Annotated in this window: 16 protein-coding genes and 1 pseudogene; 5 read left to right on the top strand and 12 right to left on the bottom strand. The window is 66.5% G+C overall.

Going from position 1 to position 17,805, the window contains the following annotated elements; genetic code table 11:
• Positions 1–2: 2 nt before the first annotated feature.
• The 5 genes from modD to mopA are packed head-to-tail and all read right to left on the bottom strand — an operon-like array spanning position 3 to position 4,216.
• Positions 3–842: a ModD protein gene (gene modD / locus RCAP_RS02850; protein WP_013066309.1), complete on the bottom strand. Its 840-nt coding sequence runs from the start codon at positions 840–842 to the stop codon at positions 3–5.
• 3 nt (positions 843–845) lie between these two features.
• Positions 846–1,937, bottom strand: a complete 1,092-nt coding sequence (modC, locus tag RCAP_RS02845) for a molybdenum ABC transporter ATP-binding protein (RefSeq protein WP_013066308.1) — start codon at positions 1,935–1,937, stop codon at positions 846–848.
• Positions 1,934–2,620, bottom strand: a complete 687-nt coding sequence (modB, locus tag RCAP_RS02840) for a molybdate ABC transporter permease subunit (RefSeq protein ID WP_013066307.1) — start codon at positions 2,618–2,620, stop codon at positions 1,934–1,936. The genes modC and modB overlap by 4 nt, the downstream gene beginning before the upstream one ends.
• 5 nt (positions 2,621–2,625) lie before the next feature.
• Positions 2,626–3,384 carry a molybdate ABC transporter substrate-binding protein gene (modA, locus tag RCAP_RS02835; protein ID WP_013066306.1) on the bottom strand — a complete coding sequence of 253 codons (759 nt, stop codon included), beginning with the start codon at positions 3,382–3,384 and terminating at the stop codon, positions 2,626–2,628.
• A 34-nt stretch (positions 3,385–3,418) separates the two neighbouring features.
• On the bottom strand, positions 3,419–4,216 hold the full coding sequence (mopA, locus tag RCAP_RS02830) for a molybdenum-pterin-binding protein MopA (RefSeq protein ID WP_013066305.1): 798 nt from the start codon (positions 4,214–4,216) through the stop codon (positions 3,419–3,421).
• A 259-nt stretch (positions 4,217–4,475) separates the two neighbouring features.
• Between mopA and mopB the strand changes: the two are divergent.
• A pseudogene (gene mopB, locus RCAP_RS02825) lies at positions 4,476–5,288 on the top strand (molybdenum-pterin-binding protein MopB).
• Between the two features lie 15 nt (positions 5,289–5,303).
• On the opposite strand, the gene RCAP_RS02820 reads toward mopB, so the two are convergent.
• Both RCAP_RS02820 and RCAP_RS02815 read right to left on the bottom strand, forming a co-directional pair.
• The gene (locus tag RCAP_RS02820; RefSeq protein ID WP_013066303.1) at positions 5,304–5,924 is read right to left on the bottom strand and encodes a class I SAM-dependent methyltransferase; all 621 of its coding nucleotides are present in this window, start codon (positions 5,922–5,924) and stop codon (positions 5,304–5,306) included.
• 134 nt (positions 5,925–6,058) lie between these two features.
• Positions 6,059–7,735, bottom strand: coding sequence for a putative bifunctional diguanylate cyclase/phosphodiesterase (locus RCAP_RS02815; RefSeq protein ID WP_013066302.1), 1,677 nt, complete (start codon positions 7,733–7,735; stop codon positions 6,059–6,061).
• Positions 7,736–7,936: 201 nt separating this feature from the next.
• Here RCAP_RS02815 and metG point away from each other — a divergent pair, with 201 nt between their 5' ends.
• Entirely contained in the window at positions 7,937–9,646 is a 1,710-nt protein-coding gene (gene metG / locus RCAP_RS02810) for a methionine--tRNA ligase (RefSeq protein ID WP_013066301.1), read from the top strand.
• 64 nt (positions 9,647–9,710) lie between these two features.
• Here metG and RCAP_RS02805 read toward each other — a convergent pair whose 3' ends face one another.
• The 4 genes from RCAP_RS02805 to argC form a co-directional block, all read right to left on the bottom strand.
• Positions 9,711–10,205, bottom strand: a complete 495-nt coding sequence (locus RCAP_RS02805; protein ID WP_013066300.1) for a holin family protein — start codon at positions 10,203–10,205, stop codon at positions 9,711–9,713.
• The gene (locus RCAP_RS02800) at positions 10,196–10,807 is read right to left on the bottom strand and encodes a holin-associated N-acetylmuramidase (RefSeq protein WP_013066299.1); all 612 of its coding nucleotides are present in this window, start codon (positions 10,805–10,807) and stop codon (positions 10,196–10,198) included. The genes RCAP_RS02805 and RCAP_RS02800 overlap by 10 nt, the downstream gene beginning before the upstream one ends.
• 64 nt (positions 10,808–10,871) lie before the next feature.
• The gene (gene ccmE, locus RCAP_RS02795) at positions 10,872–11,324 is read right to left on the bottom strand and encodes a cytochrome c maturation protein CcmE (RefSeq protein ID WP_013066298.1); all 453 of its coding nucleotides are present in this window, start codon (positions 11,322–11,324) and stop codon (positions 10,872–10,874) included.
• 15 nt (positions 11,325–11,339) lie between these two features.
• A complete protein-coding gene (gene argC, locus RCAP_RS02790) occupies positions 11,340–12,368 on the bottom strand; it encodes an N-acetyl-gamma-glutamyl-phosphate reductase (RefSeq protein ID WP_013066297.1) in 1,029 nt (342 codons plus the stop codon).
• A gap of 75 nt (positions 12,369–12,443) precedes the next feature.
• On the opposite strand from argC, the gene RCAP_RS19130 reads away from it, so the two are divergent.
• Positions 12,444–13,208, top strand: a complete 765-nt coding sequence (locus tag RCAP_RS19130) for a DUF805 domain-containing protein (protein ID WP_013066296.1) — start codon at positions 12,444–12,446, stop codon at positions 13,206–13,208.
• A 3-nt stretch (positions 13,209–13,211) separates the two neighbouring features.
• Here the strand turns inward: RCAP_RS19130 and RCAP_RS02780 are convergent, their stop codons facing one another.
• Positions 13,212–14,024 (bottom strand): glutamate racemase, encoded by an 813-nt coding sequence (locus RCAP_RS02780; protein ID WP_013066295.1) that lies wholly within the window; start codon positions 14,022–14,024, stop codon positions 13,212–13,214.
• A 246-nt stretch (positions 14,025–14,270) separates the two neighbouring features.
• Between RCAP_RS02780 and RCAP_RS02775 the strand changes: the two genes are divergently transcribed.
• Positions 14,271–15,179 carry a LysR family transcriptional regulator gene (locus RCAP_RS02775; protein ID WP_013066294.1) on the top strand — a complete coding sequence of 303 codons (909 nt, stop codon included), beginning with the start codon at positions 14,271–14,273 and terminating at the stop codon, positions 15,177–15,179.
• A 377-nt stretch (positions 15,180–15,556) separates the two neighbouring features.
• Complete coding sequence (gene purL / locus RCAP_RS02770; RefSeq protein WP_013066293.1) at positions 15,557–17,719, top strand: phosphoribosylformylglycinamidine synthase subunit PurL; 2,163 nt, start codon at positions 15,557–15,559, stop codon at positions 17,717–17,719.
• Positions 17,720–17,805: the final 86 nt, after the last annotated feature.

Here is a 17,805-nt window from a genome sequence, read left to right as displayed (position 1 = left end):
GGTCAGGCCGGGCCGATCCAGACGGCGACATCGCGCGGCGGCGCGGTGAAGGGGGCCGAGGTCACCAGAACCTGCGCCCCCGCCGCCGCATAGGCCGCGGCATTGGCCGCGGTGATGCCCCCCGCCGCCGCAACATGGCCGCGCCAGTCGGGGCCCAGCCCGGCCACGACCGCCGCCACCTGCTCGGGCGGGAATTTTTCCAGCTGCAGCACCTCGGCCCCGGCCTGTGCGGCCGCCAAGGCCTCGGCAACATCGGCCACTTCCACCACCACCTTGCGCTCGGGGCAGCTGGCGCGCAGCCGGGCGATCTGCGCCGCCAAGGCATCCGCGCCCCCAAAGGCGCGATGTTCGGCAAAAAGCAGAACCGAATCCGAAAGCCCGGTCCGGTGCACCGTTGCACCGCCCACAGTCACCGCCCGCAAGGACAGCGCCCGGGTGCCCGGCACCGATTTCCGGGTGCAGGCCACCGTCACCGCCGGGTTCACCGCCCGCGCCGCCGCGACGATCGCCGTGGCCGAGGACGCCAGCCCCGAAGCCCATTCGATCAGATTCTGCGCCACTTTCCAGCCCGCCAGCAGCGCCTCGACCTGTCCGCGGGCGAAAAGCAGCATCTCGCCGCCCTCGACCTGCCGCCCCGAGGCGGTGGCGATCCAGGCCTCGGCGCCCAGAAGCTGCAAGATCCGCACGGCTTCTTCGGAACAGGCGACGGTCATCGCCCCGCGCGCCCGCATCGTCAGCTCGCCCGCCTCGGCGGCCAGCCCCAGACTGCGCGTCGTCAGATCGCCCGCGGGCACGTCTTCGCGAATGAGCGCCATCAGCGCGGTGTCGTCGATCAGGAACATCCCCTACCCTCCGGTTTGCGCAGGCGCGCTCAGCGCCATCGCCTTGAGCCGCGCCACCACCTGTTCCCCGGGCTGAAACCCGAGCAAGTCAAAGGACTTGCGCGAAACGCGGGCGAGAAGGCTCGCGCCCTCGCCCGATGCGCCCAGCGCCAGTCGCACGGTGATCTGATAGCCCTCGGCGGCCTCGGCGCCAAGGATCACCGCGGGCAGGGCGTTCAGAATCGTGGTGTCGGTGGGGGCATGACGGCCCAGGCTGACATCGGTCGCAGGCACGCGCAGCCGCCGCCGCGCGCCGATCGGACCCAGGTTGCCCGGCACGACGATCCGCCCGCCCGGCACCTGCAGCGTGCTCAGCCCATAGGCGGGATCAAGGGCGATCACCACCCCCTCGATCACCGCCGCCAGATCGGGGCGGTGGATGAGCGGCAGGTTCGGGTCGGCCTGCATCGCGGCGATCGGCCCGGCGGCGCGGACCCGGCCCGCCTCCATCAAGACCAGCGTATCGGCCAGGCGCTCGACCTCGGACAGATCGTGGCTGACAAGGATCACCGGCATCTGCAAACTCGCATGCAGCCGTTCGAGATAGGGCAGGATCTCGTCACGCGAGATCCGGTCCAGCGCGGAAAGCGGCTCGTCCATCAAGAGCAGTTCCGGCTGCGACAGCAGCGCCCGGCCGATGGCGACGCGCTGCCGTTCCCCCCCGGAGAGCGTCGCGGTGGGGCGGCGCAGCAGCGGGTCGATGCCCAGAAGCTGGGTCACCTCGGCTTCGGAAATCCGCAGCGGACCGCGGGCACGTCTCAACCCGTAGACCAGGTTTTCGCGCACCGAAAGATGGGTGAAAAGGCTTGCTTCCTGAAACACATAGCCCACCGCGCGGCGATGCGGCGGGGTGATCTGCCGCCCCTCCTGCCAGGTCACGCCATTCACCACCAGATGCCCGCCCGGCAGCCGCGTCAGCCCGGCCATGCAGCGCAGCACCGTCGTCTTGCCGCAGCCCGAGGGACCGAAAAGCGCCGTCACCCCCTGCCCCGGCACGTCAAAGGCCGCATCAAGGGTGAAATCGCCCTGACGGCCAGAGAACCGCGCCGAGATCATCGCCGCGCCCCGGTGCCGTAGCGGCGCTCGATCAGCATCATGGCGAGGATCACCACGAAGGACATCGCCAGCATGCCCCCCGCCAGCACATGCGCCTTGTCCCATTCCAGCGTCTCGACATAGTCGAAGATGGTGACCGACAGAACCTTGGTCCGCCCCGGAATGCCGCCGCCGATCATCAAGACGACGCCGAATTCGCCGACCGTATGGGCAAAGCCCAGGATCGCCCCGGTGATCAGCCCCGGCGCCGCCTGCGGCAGCGCGACGGTGAAGAACGCATCGAGCGGCGAGGCCCGCAAGGTCGCCGCCACCTCCATCGGGCGCGGCCCCATCGCCACAAAGGCGTTGCGGATCGGGTTGACGACAAAGGGCAGCGAATAGATGACCGAGCCGACGACCAGCCCCGCGAAGGTGAAGGACAGCTTGAAGCCCAGAAGATCGGTCAAGGGCGAATTCGGCCCCATCGCGATCAGCAGATAAAAGCCCAGAACCGTCGGCGGCAGCACGATCGGCAGGGAGACAAGCGTGGCGACGATCTCTTTCCAAAGACCGCCGCCGCGCGAAAGCCACCAGGCAAGGGGGGTTCCCAGAGCCAGCAGCAGCACTGTCGTCACCGTCGCCAGTTTCAGCGTCAGCGCCAGTGTCGTCAGCATCGCCGCGTCGAACAGAATCCCCTCCGTCATCAGCCTTATTCGGTGACGTAACCGTATTTCCTGATGATTTCCAAGGCCTCCGGCGTCTTCAGGAAATCAAGATAGGCTTTCGCCGCCGCATCCTCGGCGCCGGTCTTCAGCAGCACCGCGTCTTGCTTGATCGGTTTGTAGAGATCTTGCGGCACCATCCAGCTGGACCCGCCCTCCTTGCCGATCACCTGCGAATAGGCGACGAAACCCACCGGCGCATTGCCCGTCGCGGCGAATTCGTAAGCCTGGCTGATGCTTTTGCCGGTGACCAGCTTCGGTTCCAGCGTCTCGTAGACGCCAAGCTTCTGCATCACCTCGATCGCGGCGGCGCCATAGGGGGCGGATTTCGGATCGGCGATCGCCACATGTTCGAGATCGGTTTTCAGCACCGCGCCCTTGTCATCGACCCGGGCCGGATCGGCCGACCACAGCACCAGCTTGCCCACCGCATAGGTGAAATCGCTGCCCGGGACGGCGTATCCCTCTTCGACCGCCTTTTTCGGGCGCGACGCATCGGCCGAAAGAAAGACCTCGAACGGCGCCCCCTGGGTGATCTGGGTGTAGAACTGCCCCGAGGGGCCAAAGGCATAGGTGACGGTATGGCCGGTCTTTTCGGTGAAAAGGGCGCCGATTTCCTTGGCCGGTTCGGTGAAGTTCGCGGCGACGGCGGCGATCACCTCGCCCGCGGCGGCGGGCAGGGCAAGCCCCATCACGAGGGCAAGCGCGGTCGCACCTGCGCGCAGGGTCTGCGGGAACTGGGTCATGTCGGTGTCCTTTCGTTCAACGGGAGAAGCGGGTTCAGGGCATCGCCAGGATGACATGGCTGGCCTTGAACAGCGCGGTGGCGGGCACGCCGGGGGCGAGGCCCAGCGCATCGGCGCTGGTATGGGTGATGACGGCGGTGATCGATTTGCAATTGCCCAGATCCAGGATGATCTCGGTGTTCACCGGGCCGTCGGTGCGGGCGGCGACGATGCCGGTCAGCCGGTTGCAGGCGGAAATCCGGCCCGGATCGCCGCCCGCGGCCAGCATCACGAAACTGGCCTTGATCAGCGCGAAGACCTCGACCCCCGGGGCCAGGCCCATTTCGGTGGCCGAGCGTTCGGTGATCACCGCGGTCAGGCTGTGGCCATCGGTCAGCGCCAGTTCCACCTCGGCATTGACCGCGCCAAGGGTGACGCGGGTGACGGTGCAGCGCAGGGTGTTGCGGTTCGAAGTGCGCATCGTCAGACTCCACAAGGTGTTGAGGGCTTTTTCCGGCGCGCTGACGCCGCCTTCGAGCACGCCCAGCGCCTTGGTCAGCGCGCCTTCCAGCAGACCGAACCCGGCAATCAGCGCCTGCCCCGCCTCGGTCACGCGGGCATTGCCGCCGGTGCGGCCCCCGGGCGCGGCCTCGACCAGCGGCTGTTCGAACAGGTTGTTCAGCGTGCCGACCGCATCCCAGGCGGTCTTGTAGGACAGGCCCACTTCGCGCGCGGCACCGGCGATGGTGCCGTGACGGGCGATCGCTTCCAGCAGCCGGATCCGGTCGCCGCCCACCCGCGGCGCCCCCGCGCGTTGCAGGCTCAGGGCGGCGATGAGGGGCTGTTCGTTCATGGCAGGGTCCGAAGGTGGATCGTTATATAGACCCGACTAATAGCGATGGTTTTTCCGGAAGGGCAGAGGCTTGTCGGACATGCGCGGCGGCGTTATCACCCGCGGCCTCATATCCCGTGCCAAGTGATGCGAAAACGGGCTGATTTCGGAACATTGCCCATGAATTGGGCGCCGCGCGAACGGATTTGCCGATTTCGGCGCGGATCATGAGTCGGCAAGACGCAAGCCGCAGTGGCCCCCGGGGCCGGTTTGCGCCACAATGGCGGCAACGAAACGGGAGGCGGCGATGACGGACGGTGTGCGCGGGGCGCTGGTGCTGGAACGGACGGGCGCGCGGATGGGGGCGGAGCGGGTGGCGCTGCTGGCGGCGATCGGGCGCACGGGCTCGATATCGGCGGCGGCGCGCGAGGTCGGGCTGTCCTACAAGGCGGCCTGGGACGGGGTGCAGGCGATGAACAACCTGCTGGCGGCGCCGGTCGTCACGGCGGCGCCGGGCGGCAAGGCGGGGGGCGGCGCGGTGCTGACCCCTGCCGGCGAAAAGCTGATCGCCGCCTATGGCGCGATCGAGGCGGGCGTGGCCAAGCTTTTGAGCAGCTTCGAGAAAAGCCTGAACCTTGATCCGGCCGAGGTGCTGCGGGGTCTGTCCTTGCGGACCTCGGCGCGCAATGCCTGGGCCTGCAAGGTCTGGTCGGTGGCGGCCGATGACGTGGCGGCGCAGGTGCGGATGCGGCTGGGCGAGGGGCAGGATCTGACGGCGGTGATCACCGCGCGCTCGGCGGCCGAGATGCGGCTGGCGCCGGGATCCGAGGTGCTGGCGCTGGTGAAGTCGAACTTCGTCCTGCTGGCGGGGGCGGGCGTGCCGGAACGGCTTTCGGTGCGCAACCGGCTGCGCGGCCGGGTGATCGAGCGGATCGACGCCCCCCTCTCAAGCGAGGTGACGCTGGATCTGGGCGGCGGCAAGACGATCACCGCCACGATCACCCGCGACAGCGCCGAGATGCTGGATCTGCATCCCGGCGTGGAGACGACTGCCCTGATCAAGTCGAGCCATGTGATCCTGGCCCTGCCCTGAGAGCAGGGCCGGGGCTTACGCGACGCGGCGGAAGCGCAGGAAGGTCATCAGGCCGAAGGGCGGCAGGCGGGTTTCCTCGACCAGTTTCAGCCGCGGCTCGGACATCACCTCGGCGCGGGCGAAATCGGAATGCCAGCCGAGCGCATCGGCCATCGGCGCGGCCAGTTTCGCGGCGACGCCCCAGCCGCCCTTTTCGCGGGCGAAATGGTTGGTGATCAGCACCGTGCCGCCGACGCGGCAGACCCGCGCCATTTCCGCCATCACCCGGCGCGGCTCGGGCACCACCGACATGATGTGCAGCGCGACGACGTGATCGAAGCTTTCGTCGTCAAAGGCCAGCTCGCGCGCATCCATGATATGCAGCCCGGCGACATTGCGCAGCCCCTGCGCCTCGGCCCGGGCCTGCGCCTTGGCCAGCATGTCGGGCGACAGGTCGATGCCGGTCACCGCCACCTTCGAGGGTTCATAAAGATCCAGCGCAAGGCCGGTGCCGATCCCCACCTCCAGCACCGCGCCGCCGGTCGCGTTCACCTCGCGCACGGCATGATGGCGCCCGGCATGGGTGATCTTGCCGAAAGTCTTGTCGTAGATCGGCGCCCAGCGCTTGTAGCTGCGGGCAATCGCTTCCGTATGCATTGCGAGACCTTCCCCCGAACCTCTGTGATCGAATCACTTTCGCCTGCACCCTGTTGCAGCGCCGGGAAAACATCAAGAATTTTGTCGCTTTTGCCGTTCAAGAAGTCGTTTTTGATCGGCCGCTCAATTAACAATCACGCCCAGGCCTCCACCACCTGCCCGACAATTCCCAGCGCGCGGGCGCAGTCTTCGCGCGCCATCGGCCGGTTCCAGAAAAAGCCCTGCCCGACCGCGAAGCCGAAATCGCGCATCAGCGCCGCGGTTTCCGCGGTCTCCACCCCCTCGACCACGGTGCCCAGCCCCAGCGTCCCGGCGAGAGCCTGCAGCGATTTCAGGATCGCCCGGTAGCCGGGGCCGGTGTCGAGCCCGGCGACGAAGCTTTTGTCGATCTTGAGTTTGTGCACCGGATGCCGGGCCAGACAGGTGAGCGAGGCATAGCCGGTGCCGAAATCGTCCAGCACCAGCGCCACCCCGGTCGCGGTCAGCGCCTCGAAGACTTCGGTGCTGTGGGTGGCGGGGTCGATCACGATATTCTCGGTGATCTCGATGTCGAGCAGCCGCGGCGGCAGGCCGCTTTCGGCCAGGGCCCGGGTGATCGCCGCGGGCAGGATGTCGCGGTCGAACTGGCGCGGGAAGACGTTCACCGCCACCGTCAGCGGCGTCTTGCGGTGCCGGTTCCAGATCGCGACCTGGGTGCAGGCCTCGCGCAGGACCCAGTCCCCCACCGCCAGCGACAGCTCCGACGCGCTGAGCACCTCCATGAAGGCGCCCGGCAGAAGCAGCCCCCATTCCGGGTGATGCCAGCGCAACAGCGCCTCCAGCGCCACGATCTCGCCGCTGATCAGATCGACCTGCGGCTGGTAGAACAGCTCGAATTCGCGCCGTTCGACCGCGGCGCGCAGATCGCGCAACAGCCGGTGCCGATGCTCGACCCGGCTGCGCAGGCTTTCGTCATAGCCGGTGGGACGGTTGAACGCCGCCTTTGACGCCGCCAGCGCCAGCGCCGCATTGGCGATCAGCTCGCCCGCATGGGCGCCATGTTCGGGCGCGCAGGCATGGCCGATGCCGAATTCCAGATGCAGGGGCTGGCCGCCGATCTCGAACGGGGCCCGCAGCGCCGCCATCACCCGCGCCAGCTGCGGCCCGGGCATCGCCGCCCCCGTCTCCTGCACCATCAGGAACACGAACCCATCCTCGCCCGAGCGATAAAGCTGCATCGCCTCGGTTTCGAGCCGTTCAAGCCGGTCGGCGCAGGCCCGCATCAGCGCGTCGTGATGGGCGGGATCGACGGCGGCGCGGTTGCCCGCGAAAGGGTCGATCTCGGCAAACAGCAGGCAGACCTGCGGCTGCGTCGGATCGGCACCGGTCAGCATCGCATCCAGATCGCGGCGCAGCGCGCGGCGGTCCGGCAGCCCGGTCAGCGGATCCTCGCCCGTCTCGCGGCCCCCGCCCCCGCCGCGGCTTGGCCGTTCAAGCGGATGCACGAAGGCGAAGACCCGTCCGGTATCGGCGTCGCGTTTCAGCATGACATGCAGGGCGATCTCGCTGCCGTCGCGGCGCCGCCCCCGCACCGCGCGCATCCGCCCGATCGCCAGCGGCGCCTTGCCCGCGGCGAAGGCGCGACGCAATCGCGCATGGACAGCGGCCTGCGGTTCAGGGATCAGAACTTCCAGAAGCTGGCCCAGCAGCGCCTCCGGGACATAGCCGAAGAGCGCCGCGGCCGCAGCGTTCAGATAATCGATGCGACCCTGCGCATCGATTGCGACGACGCCATCTTCCGGCGCCCCGCGGGTGGGCCAGGAATAGTCCATTCTGGAGTCCGCTGCATGGTGACGGGGAGGGGCCGCCACACGTCTAAGCTGTGCACTGCTTCGTTCAGTTCCGCAAGCACGAGATTGTGTCGGTCCATAAGACGGACTGTCGCAGGTCACGCGGTCAAAAGGGCGAAAGCCTCTGGCCAGCGACGGCCCGCCACGCTAAAGGGCTGCAGTTGCGGCAAGCGGGCAAGGGTCATGGCGCGTCATCTCATCACCTCGGCGATTCCCTATATCAACGGCATCAAGCATCTGGGCAACCTTGTGGGCAGCCAGCTGCCGGCCGATCTTTACGCGCGCTATCTGCGCGGACGCGGCCATGAGGTGATGTTCATCTGCGCCACGGACGAACACGGCACCCCCGCGGAACTGGCCGCGGCCAAGGCGGGCAAGCCCGTCGCCGACTATTGCGCGGAAATGCATGACGTGCAGGCGGCGATCGCGGGCGGCTTCCGGCTGAGCTTCGATCACTTCGGCCGGTCTTCGAGCCCGCAGAACCGCGCCCTGACCCAGCATTTCGCCAAGGCGCTGGCCGATCAGGGGCTGATCCGCGAAGTCACCGAAAAACAGATGTATTCGGTGACCGACGGCCGCTTCCTGCCCGACCGCTACATCGAGGGCACCTGCCCGAATTGCGGTTTCGAAAGCGCCCGCGGCGATCAATGCGACAATTGCACCAAGCAGCTTGACCCGGTCGATCTGATCAATCCGCGCTCGGTGATCTCGGGCTCGACCGATCTGGAAATGCGCGAGACGAAGCATCTGTTCCTGCGCCAATCGGCGATGAAGGACAAGCTGGCCGCCTGGATCGACAGCAAGACCGACTGGCCGGTGCTCTCGACCTCGATCGCGAAGAAATGGCTGTTCGATGGCGAGGGGCTGCAGGACCGCGGCATCACCCGCGATCTGAGCTGGGGCGTTCCCGCGCAATTCGACGGCGCCCCCTGGGCGGGGATGGAGGGCAAGGTCTTCTATGTCTGGTTCGATGCGCCGATCGAATATATCGCGGGCACGCAGGAATGGGCCGAGAAGACCGGCGGCGACTGGGCGCGCTGGTGGCGGCTTGATCAGGGCGCGGAAGACGTGACCTATACCCAGTTCATGGGCAAGGACAACGTGCCCTTCCACACGCTGTCCTTCCCCTCGACCATCCTTGGCTCGGCCGAGCCGTGGAAGCTGGTCGATTACATCAAGTCCTTCAACTATCTGAACTATGACGGCGGCCAGTTCTCCACCTCGCGCGGGCGCGGCGTCTTCATGGATCAGGCGCTTGGCATCCTGCCGTCCGATTACTGGCGCTGGTGGCTGCTCAGCCACGCGCCCGAAAGTGCGGATGCCGAATTCACCTGGGAGAATTTCCAGGCCTCGGTGAACAAGGATCTGGCCGATGTTCTGGGCAACCTTGTCAGCCGGGTGACGAAGTTCTGCAATTCGAAATTCGGCACGGAAATGCCCGCGACGGTGGTGCTGACCGAACGGGAAACCGCGCTGATGGCGCAATTCCGCGACGGGCTGGCGGCTTATGAAAAGGCGATGGACGAGATCCACGTCCGCCGCGCCGCCGAGGAGCTGCGCGCGCTTTGGGTGCTGGGCAACGAATATCTGCAGGCCGCCGCGCCCTGGAGCGTGGTGAAGACTGACGAGGCCGCCGCGCGGGGCATCATCGCCTTCGCGCTCAACCTGATCCGGCTTTATGCCGTGCTCTCGCGTCCCTTCATTCCGGATGCGGCGCAGGCGATCATGACGGCGCTGAACTGCGACGACTGGACTTGGCCCGAAGATCTGGATGCGGCCATCCGCAGCCTGCCCGAAGGTCATGCCTTTGCGGTGCCCGAAAACCTGTTCCGCAAGATCACCGACGAAGAGCGCGAAGACTGGGCGAAACGCTTCGCCGGCCGGCGGGAGTAAGGCGAAGCCGGTCGCCGCGCCGAGGGGCCGGAAGGTCTTTGACCGGCCCACCCGGATCTTTTGATCACGCTGCAGGCGCGGCCCCGGCATCCCCTTTCGACAGGAATTCGCTCAGCGCCGGATTGTCCTCGGCGGGGCCGACCGGCACCGGGGCGGGGGTGCTGCGGATGCGGTTGTAATGAAACTCCCGCGCGCCGAAGTAAAAGCCGACGATGGCGCCCAGAAGCCACCAGAGCGGCTCTGGCACCGCATTCAGCCCGACCATCCGCGTCTCGAACCCCGTCGGGTCGATCATCGCATAGACGAAAAGACCGAGCGTGCCGAGCGCCAGCATCGGCCGCGGCAGCCGGTTCAACCCGTTGACGAACCGGTCGAACAGCCCCGGCCTTGCATGTTGGAACTCGGCCCCGTGTTCCGCAAGCGCCGCCTGCCAGGCCGCGGCGGCGGCCTCCATCTTCTTTGTCGCATTCGGCGTGAAGACCTCGGCCACCGAAGTGACCGCCGTGCCGATCGCCCCCGTCGCCGCGGGCGAGCCCAGGATCGTCCCGATCAGCCCCATGCCGCCACCCGTGCCCGATGCTGCGCCGCGCTCAGATGGAAGCGGGGCGAGATGAAGGCCTCGGCACGCAGGATCCAGCCGCCCTTGCCGCCCGCCCGCGTCGTCGCATATTTCCGGCTCGCCGGGCGGCGATCCGCCAGATCGTAGTAGTAATTCCGCCGCGCGATCCCGTAGGCATCGACGAAAAGCTGCGGATCCCGCGCCGCCGCCGCCTGCGCCGCCGCGATCGTCTGCGGCCCCAGCACGCCATCGACGGCGACCGGATGGCCCATCCGGCCCAACAGCTCCTGCAGAATGCGGATCGCATGCGCCCCGGCATTCACCTGCATGTCGAAAACCGGGGCCTGCACCACCGCGGGCAGCTGATCCAGTTTCGGCGCCTTGAAATACTGGCTGACATAGATCTCGGCCGCCTGATCGGGGGAAACAAGCCGCAGGTCGCGCGCGCTCACCACCCCGTCGCGGTTCAGATCAAGGCCCAGCCGCCGCAAGGTGCCCAGCGTCACCCCGTAATTCGTCGCCCCCCCGGGGTCGGAGGGGTCGTTCACATAGCCCCCCTCGCGGGCGACGATTTCCTTGGCAATCTCGTAGACAGATCTCATCCGATCCCCCTTGGCTGAGTGCAAAGGGTGGCGAAATCAGGTTAACGATCCGAAACCGGAGCGCTCAGCCCTCGGGCTGGGCCGGATCGCGGTAGACGCCCTGTTCCTTCAGCGCCTCGGTGACTTCCTTGGGCATGTAGTTTTCGTCATGCTTGGCCAGGATTTCGCGGGCGACAAAGGTGCCCTCGACCATCTCGCCGGTGCCGACCATCCCCTTGCCCTCGCCAAAGAGGTCGGGCAGCACGCCGGTGAAGGTGACCGGGACCGAGGCGCCGCCATCAGTGACCTTGAAGGTGATCTCCTCGCCCTGCCCGCGCACCAGCGTGCCCGCTTCGACCAGACCGCCCAGCCGGAACACCTCGCCCGCGGCGGGCGGTTCGGCGACGATCTGCGAGGGGGCGCGGAAGAAGTTGATGCCGTCGCGCATGCCGTAGCCGATCAGCGCGGTCGAGAGCACAAGCGCCCCGCCCGCCACCAGCAGAATCTGGATGCGCCGCGTTTTCTTCAGGTTTCTCATCGTCCTGCCCCTGCGTTACGGGAAGACCGGGGCCAGCATCAGCCCCAGGGTTTCGGGCAGGCCCAGCATCAGGTTGGCGTTCTGGATCGCCTGCCCCGAAGAGCCCTTGGTGAGGTTGTCGAGCGCCACGGTCACCACCGCGCGGCCCGGCAGCCGGTCGCCGATCACGCCCAGATGCACGAAGTTCGACCCGGCGACCGAACGCGTCGAGGCCAGCTGACCAAAGGGCAGCACCTCCAGGAAAACCTCGTTTTCATAGCGGCTGGCCAGCGCGGCATGGATGTCTTCGGGGGTGCCGCGGACATAGACGGTCGCCAGAATCCCGCGGTTGAAGGGCATCAGATGCGGCGTGAACTGCACCCGCACCGGCCGCCCCGCCACCTTGGAGAATTCCTGATCGAATTCGCCCAGATGCCGATGCTTGCCGCCCGCCGAATAGGGCATGGTGCCGCCCGCAAGTTCCGCATGCAAAAGGTTTTCCTTCAGCGAGCGTCCGGCCCCCGACACCCCTGCCTTCAGGTCGATGACGATTTCATCCAGATCGATCACACCCGCCTCGATCAGCGGGCGGATCGCATATTGCCCCGCCGCGGCATTGCAGCCGGTGCCCGCGCAAAGCCGCGCCGTTTTCAGCTCTTCGCGGTAGAATTCGGTCAGGCCATAGACCGCCTCGGCCTGCAGATCCATCGCCGCATGCGGCTTGCCATACCATTTTTCATATTCGGCCGCGTCGCGCAGCCGGAAATCGGCAGAGAGATCCACCACCTTCAGATCCCGCGGCAATTCGGCGATGACCGCCTGGCTGGTCGCATGCGGCAGCGCGCAAAAGGCCAGATCGATGCCGGAAAAGTCGATCTCCTCGATCTTCACCAGATCGGGCAGCCCGATGTGACGCAGATGCGGAAAGACCTCGCCCATGCGCATCCCGGCCTTTCGGTCGCCCGAGAGCGCCGTGATCTCCATCTCGGGATGGGTCGCAATGATGCGGGCAAGCTCGGCGCCGGTATAGCCCGAAGCCCCGAGGATGGCGATTTTCTGGGTCATTTTCGTCTCCGCAATTGTCGCCCCGTCCTGCCTCAGGCTAAGGTGCCACGCAAGCAAAGTTTGCGCGAGGGTTTCATGGCGAAGGCGTGGCATTACGCATGGGCGGGCAAGAGCGAAGGCCCGGTGGACGAATTGGTGATCCGCGATCTGATCCGGGCCGGACGGGTCAAGGCCGACACGCTGGTCTGGTCCGGCGGGATGGCGAATTGGGAACGGGCAGACCGGCATTTCGCCTTTGCACCCCAGCCCTTTGCCCCGGCAGCGCCGCCGCCGGCCGGACCGCCCGCGATGCCGGGCGCCGCCGCCTTTGGCGGGACGGGCTATCCGGGCGCAGCCTATCCGGGGGCCGGATCCTATGGCGCAGCCGCTTCGGGTGCCGCCCCCGCGCGCAGCTTCCCCGAGGCGATCAAGGTCTGCTTCCAGAATTATGTCACCTTCCGGGGCCGGGCAAGCCGCTCGGAATATTGGTGGTTTTTCCTGTTCTGCCTGCTTTTGGGCTTTGTCGGCGGTTTTCTGGAAGCGGTGATGGGCCGCGACGGCGCGGCGCTGAGCGGCCTGGTCTCGCTGGCGACCTTTCTGCCCTCGCTCTCGGTGACGGTGCGGCGACTGCATGACACCGACCGCTCGGGCTGGTGGGTCGGCGGATTCTATCTGGCGTTCATCCCGGTCGGCCTTCTCATCGGCCTTCTTGCCGCCGCAGCTCAGGCGAACGGAAGCCCGCCGGATGCGACGGCGCTTGGCCTTTTCGGGATCCTGTTCCTGCTGATGATGGGCTACAGCATCACGATGCTGGTGTTCATGTGTTCGCGCGGCACGCCGGGGCCGAACCGCTTCGGCTGAGCCTCAGGCGGCCTCGAAGCTGATGCGGTGGCGCAGGAACTGCGTCGCATGCATCGAAACCGAGGCCGCATCGCCGGTGGTGATGAATTTCGACACCGTGCCCGGGCCCAGGAATTCGGGCTTGCGGGTCAGATAGTCGGCCAGGCTTTCGGCCACCAGATTGGCCTGGCTGTAAACCTTGACCTGCGGCCCCAGGGCCTCCTGAAAGGTCTTTTGCATCAAGGGGTAATGGGTACAGCCCAGGATCGCCGCCTCGGGGTGCGGCATCCGGCGCTTGAGCGCCTCGACATGCGAGCGCACCAGCGCCTCGGCCAGAATCTCGTCCCCCGCCTCGATCGCATCGACGACGCCGCCGCAGGGCTGCGCCTCGACATCGACCCCGATGGCGCGATAGGCGAGTTCGCGCTGGAACGCCCGGCTGGCAACCGTCGCGGGCGTCGCGAACAGCGCCACATGTTTCACCGCCACTTCACGCGGCGGGCTGTTGTCGCCCCATTGCCGTTCCGTCAGCGCCTCGATCAGCGGCACGAAGACGCCCAGAACCCGCTTGTCCTTCGGGATCCAATGTTCCTGCATCCTTTTCAGCGCCGCGGCGGAGGCCGTGTTGCAGGCCAGAATCACCAGATCGCAGCCCTCGTCCCACAGCCGTTGGACGCCGCGGCAGGTCAGGTTGTAGATGTCGTCGGGGGTGCGCACGCCGTAGGGCGCATGGGCATTGTCGCCATAATAGACAAAGGCCACCTCGGGCAGCCGCTTCGAGACCGCCTCATAGACCGTCAGACCGCCCAGACCACTGTCGAAAACACCAACTGCCATGCCTGCCTCTCCACCCTTTGCGCCTGAACCGCGCTTTCCATGGTTCTAAGCCTCTCGGGCGCGGAAATAAACGCCTATTGCGCGAGTGGGCCGGGCCGCCGCCTCTGCGTGGATGCACAAAAGTCGCTGCGACAACAAAGTTTACGCGCTAACAGCGAATTTGACCGAAAGCCATTTGTGAAGAGACCGCGTTTTAGGTATGCAGCCGATGCAGAACAGGTATGAACAGGTGACGTCGTGAACGGCATGGACTGGGACAAGTTGCGCATCTTCCACGCGGTGGCGGATGCCGGGTCGTTGACCCATGCGGGCGATGCGCTGCACCTGTCGCAATCGGCCGTCAGCCGGCAGATCCGGGCGCTGGAAGAATCGCTGGGCACCACCCTCTTTCACCGTCACGCCCGCGGCCTGATCCTGACCGAACAGGGCGAACTGCTGTTCGACGCCACCTCGACGATGGCGAAAAAGCTCGATGCCGCCGCCGCGCGCATCCGCGACAGCGAGGAAGAGGTCTTCGGCGAGCTGAAGGTGACGACCACGGTCGGTTTCGGCACGATGTGGCTGGCGCCGCGGCTGGTGAAACTTTACGACCGCTATCCCGATCTGAAGATCGACCTTTTGCTGGAAGAACGGGTGCTGGACCTGCCGATGCGCGAGGCCGATGTGGCGATCCGGATGAAGGAACCGGCCCAGGCCGACCTGATCCGCAAGCGGCTGATCAACATCCGCATGCGGCTTTACGCGACGCCCGAATACATCGCCCGCGCCGGACGGCCCGAGCGGATCGAGGACATGGCGAAACACCGGCTGATCTGCCAGAACCCCGCCACGCCGCAGGTGCAGGCGGGCGCCCAGCTGACCCAAAGCGTGATGGCGCATGGCGTGCCGTCCACCTTGATGGTGAACAATTATTTCGGCGTGCTGCAGGGCGTCTTGAACCATATCGGCGTCGGCGTGCTGCCCGATTACCTGACCGCCGATTTCCCCTATCTGGAACGTGTCCTGCCCGCGGTCGAGTCGGTCGAAGTGCCCGTTTTCCTTGCCTATCCCGAGGAGTTGCGCTCCTCGCGCCGGGTCAATGCCTTCCGCGATTTCGTGCAGGAAGAGATCCTTGCCTATCGCCGCGCCCAGACCGGCGACGCCGCCGTCGACTGATCCCGGGGCAGACGCAACCGGCAAGCGAAATCAGACATTCGCGCAACGCATAGCTGCCATGCTGCACTCGCAGCATGATTCTCCTTGAACCGTTCTTATTCTGCCCATAAATCGGGCTTCGAAGGCGATGAGTTGCGGAAACGCGCATCACCTTCTACCTCCCTGTTGGACTAAGGCCGAGCTTGTCTCGGCCCTTTTTTTATCTTCGGGTAAAAGCGGCGTTTTCCGACCGCTCCGCGTCGTTTTGCACCGCTCTCGCGCTCTGGCTGTATCGCCTTGCGACGGCCGCGGCAAAATCCGCCCCCGCAGCGCGCAGGCCCCTTCCCCGACCGGCCCCGATGTTCTAAGGGAAGCCAAAGCCGATGCCGGAGGAGCCGATGACCGAGCCGCAGATCACCCCCGACCTGATTGCCGCCCATGGGCTGAAACCGGATGAGTATCAGCGCATCCTCGAGATCATCGGCCGGGAACCGAGCTTTACCGAGCTGGGCATCTTCTCGGCGATGTGGAACGAGCATTGTTCCTACAAATCGTCCAAGGTCTGGCTGCGCACGCTGCACACCACCGGCCCGCAGGTGATCTGCGGCCCCGGCGAGAACGCGGGCGTCGTCGATATCGGCGACGGGCAGGCGATCATCTTCAAGATGGAAAGCCACAACCACCCCAGCTACATCGAACCGCATCAGGGCGCGGCGACGGGCGTCGGCGGCATTTTGCGTGACGTCTTCACCATGGGCGCCCGGCCGATCGCGGCGATGGACAGCCTGTCCTTCGGCGTGCCCTCCCACCCGAAAACCCCGCATCTGGTCAAGGGTGTGGTCGAGGGCGTGGGCTCTTACGGCAACTGCTTTGGCGTGCCGAATGTCGGCGGCGAAGTGCGCTTCCACAAAAGCTACAACGGCAACTGTCTGGTGAACGCCTTTGCCGCGGGCCTCGCGCAGACCGACAACATCTTTTACTGCGCCGCTTCGGGCGTCGGCATGCCGGTGGTCTACCTTGGCGCCAAGACCGGCCGCGACGGCGTCGGCGGGGCCACCATGGCTTCGGCCGAATTCGACGACACGATCGAAGAAAAACGCCCGACCGTGCAAGTCGGCGACCCCTTCACCGAGAAATGCCTGATGGAAGCCTGCATGGAGCTGATGCAGACCGATGCGGTGATCTCGATTCAGGACATGGGCGCCGCGGGCCTGACCTGTTCGGCGGTGGAGATGGGCGACAAGGGCGGGCTTGGCATCAAGCTGAACCTTGACGCCGTGCCGCAGCGCGAAAAGAACATGACCGCCTACGAGATGATGCTGTCCGAGTCTCAGGAACGCATGCTCATGGTGCTCAAGCCCGAGAAAGAGGCCGAGGCACGGGCGATCTTTGAAAAATGGGATCTGGATTTCGCCATCGTCGGCGAGACGATCGCCGAGGACCGCTTCCTGATCCTGCATGGCAATGAGGTGAAGGCCGATCTGCCGCTGTCGAAACTCTCCTCGGCGGCGCCGGAATACAATCGTCCCTGGGTGGAAACGCCCGCCGCCGCGCCGCTGGGCGCGCTGCCGGAGATCACCCCGATTGCCGCGCTGAAGGCGCTGATCGGCTCGCCGAACTATGCCGCGAAGAACTGGGTCTTCGAGCAATATGACACCCAGGTGATGGGCGACACCGTGCGCCGTCCGGGTCTGGGCGCGGGCGTCGTGCGGATCCATGGCACCAACAAGGCGGTGGCCTTCACCAGCGACGTGACGCCCCGTTACGTGAAAGCCAACCCGTTCGAGGGCGGCAAGCAGGCGGTGGCGGAAGCCTATCGCAACCTCTCGGCCGTGGGCGCGCTGCCCTTGGCCACGACCGACAACCTGAACTTCGGCAACCCGGAAAAGCCCGAGATCATGGGCCAGTTCGTCGGCGCGATCAAAGGCATCGGCGAGGCCTGCCGGGCGCTCGACTTCCCGATCGTCTCGGGCAACGTCTCGCTTTACAACGAAACCGATGGGTCGGGCATCCTGCCGACGCCGACGATCGGCGCCGTGGGCCTGTTGAAATCGCTCGATGATCTGATCGGCGGGCTGCCGGAAGCGGGCGATATCGCGCTGGTGATCGGCGTGACGCATGGCCATCTGGGGCAATCGGCGCTGGCCGCCGAGGCCTTCGGGATCGAGGCGGGCGATGCGCCGCCGGTCGATCTGGCCGATGAACGCAAGCATGGCGAATTCATCCGCGCCAATGGCCGGGTGCTGAAAGCCGCCGCCGATCTGACCGATGGCGGTCTGGCGCTGGCGGCGTTTGAGCTGGCCGAGGCCGCCGGGATCGGCGTGCAGCTGGACAGCGGCGACATCGCCCAGCTGTTCGGCGAGGATCAGGCCCGCTACCTTGTCGCCTGCGACGAGGCCGGGGCCGAGGCGCTGGAAGCTGCGGCGCAGGCCGCGGGCGTTCCGCTCGACCGGGTCGGCATCTTCGGCGGCGCGACAGTCGCCCTTGGCGCCGACACCGCGCCGCTGGCAGAGCTCAGCACGCTTTACCGCACCGCCTTCGCCGCCGCCGTCGAAGGCTGAAAACGCAAGCTCCGGGGCGGGCAGAAGCGCCCCCCCGAGCTCGGCGACACTTGCCCCCGTCCTGACCCCCGTCCTCGCCGCGGCCC

The sequence above is a fragment of the Rhodobacter capsulatus SB 1003 genome (genome assembly GCF_000021865.1).
GTDB lineage: Bacteria > Pseudomonadota > Alphaproteobacteria > Rhodobacterales > Rhodobacteraceae > Rhodobacter > Rhodobacter capsulatus_B.
This window is presented reverse-complemented; position numbering and strand designations above follow the sequence as displayed.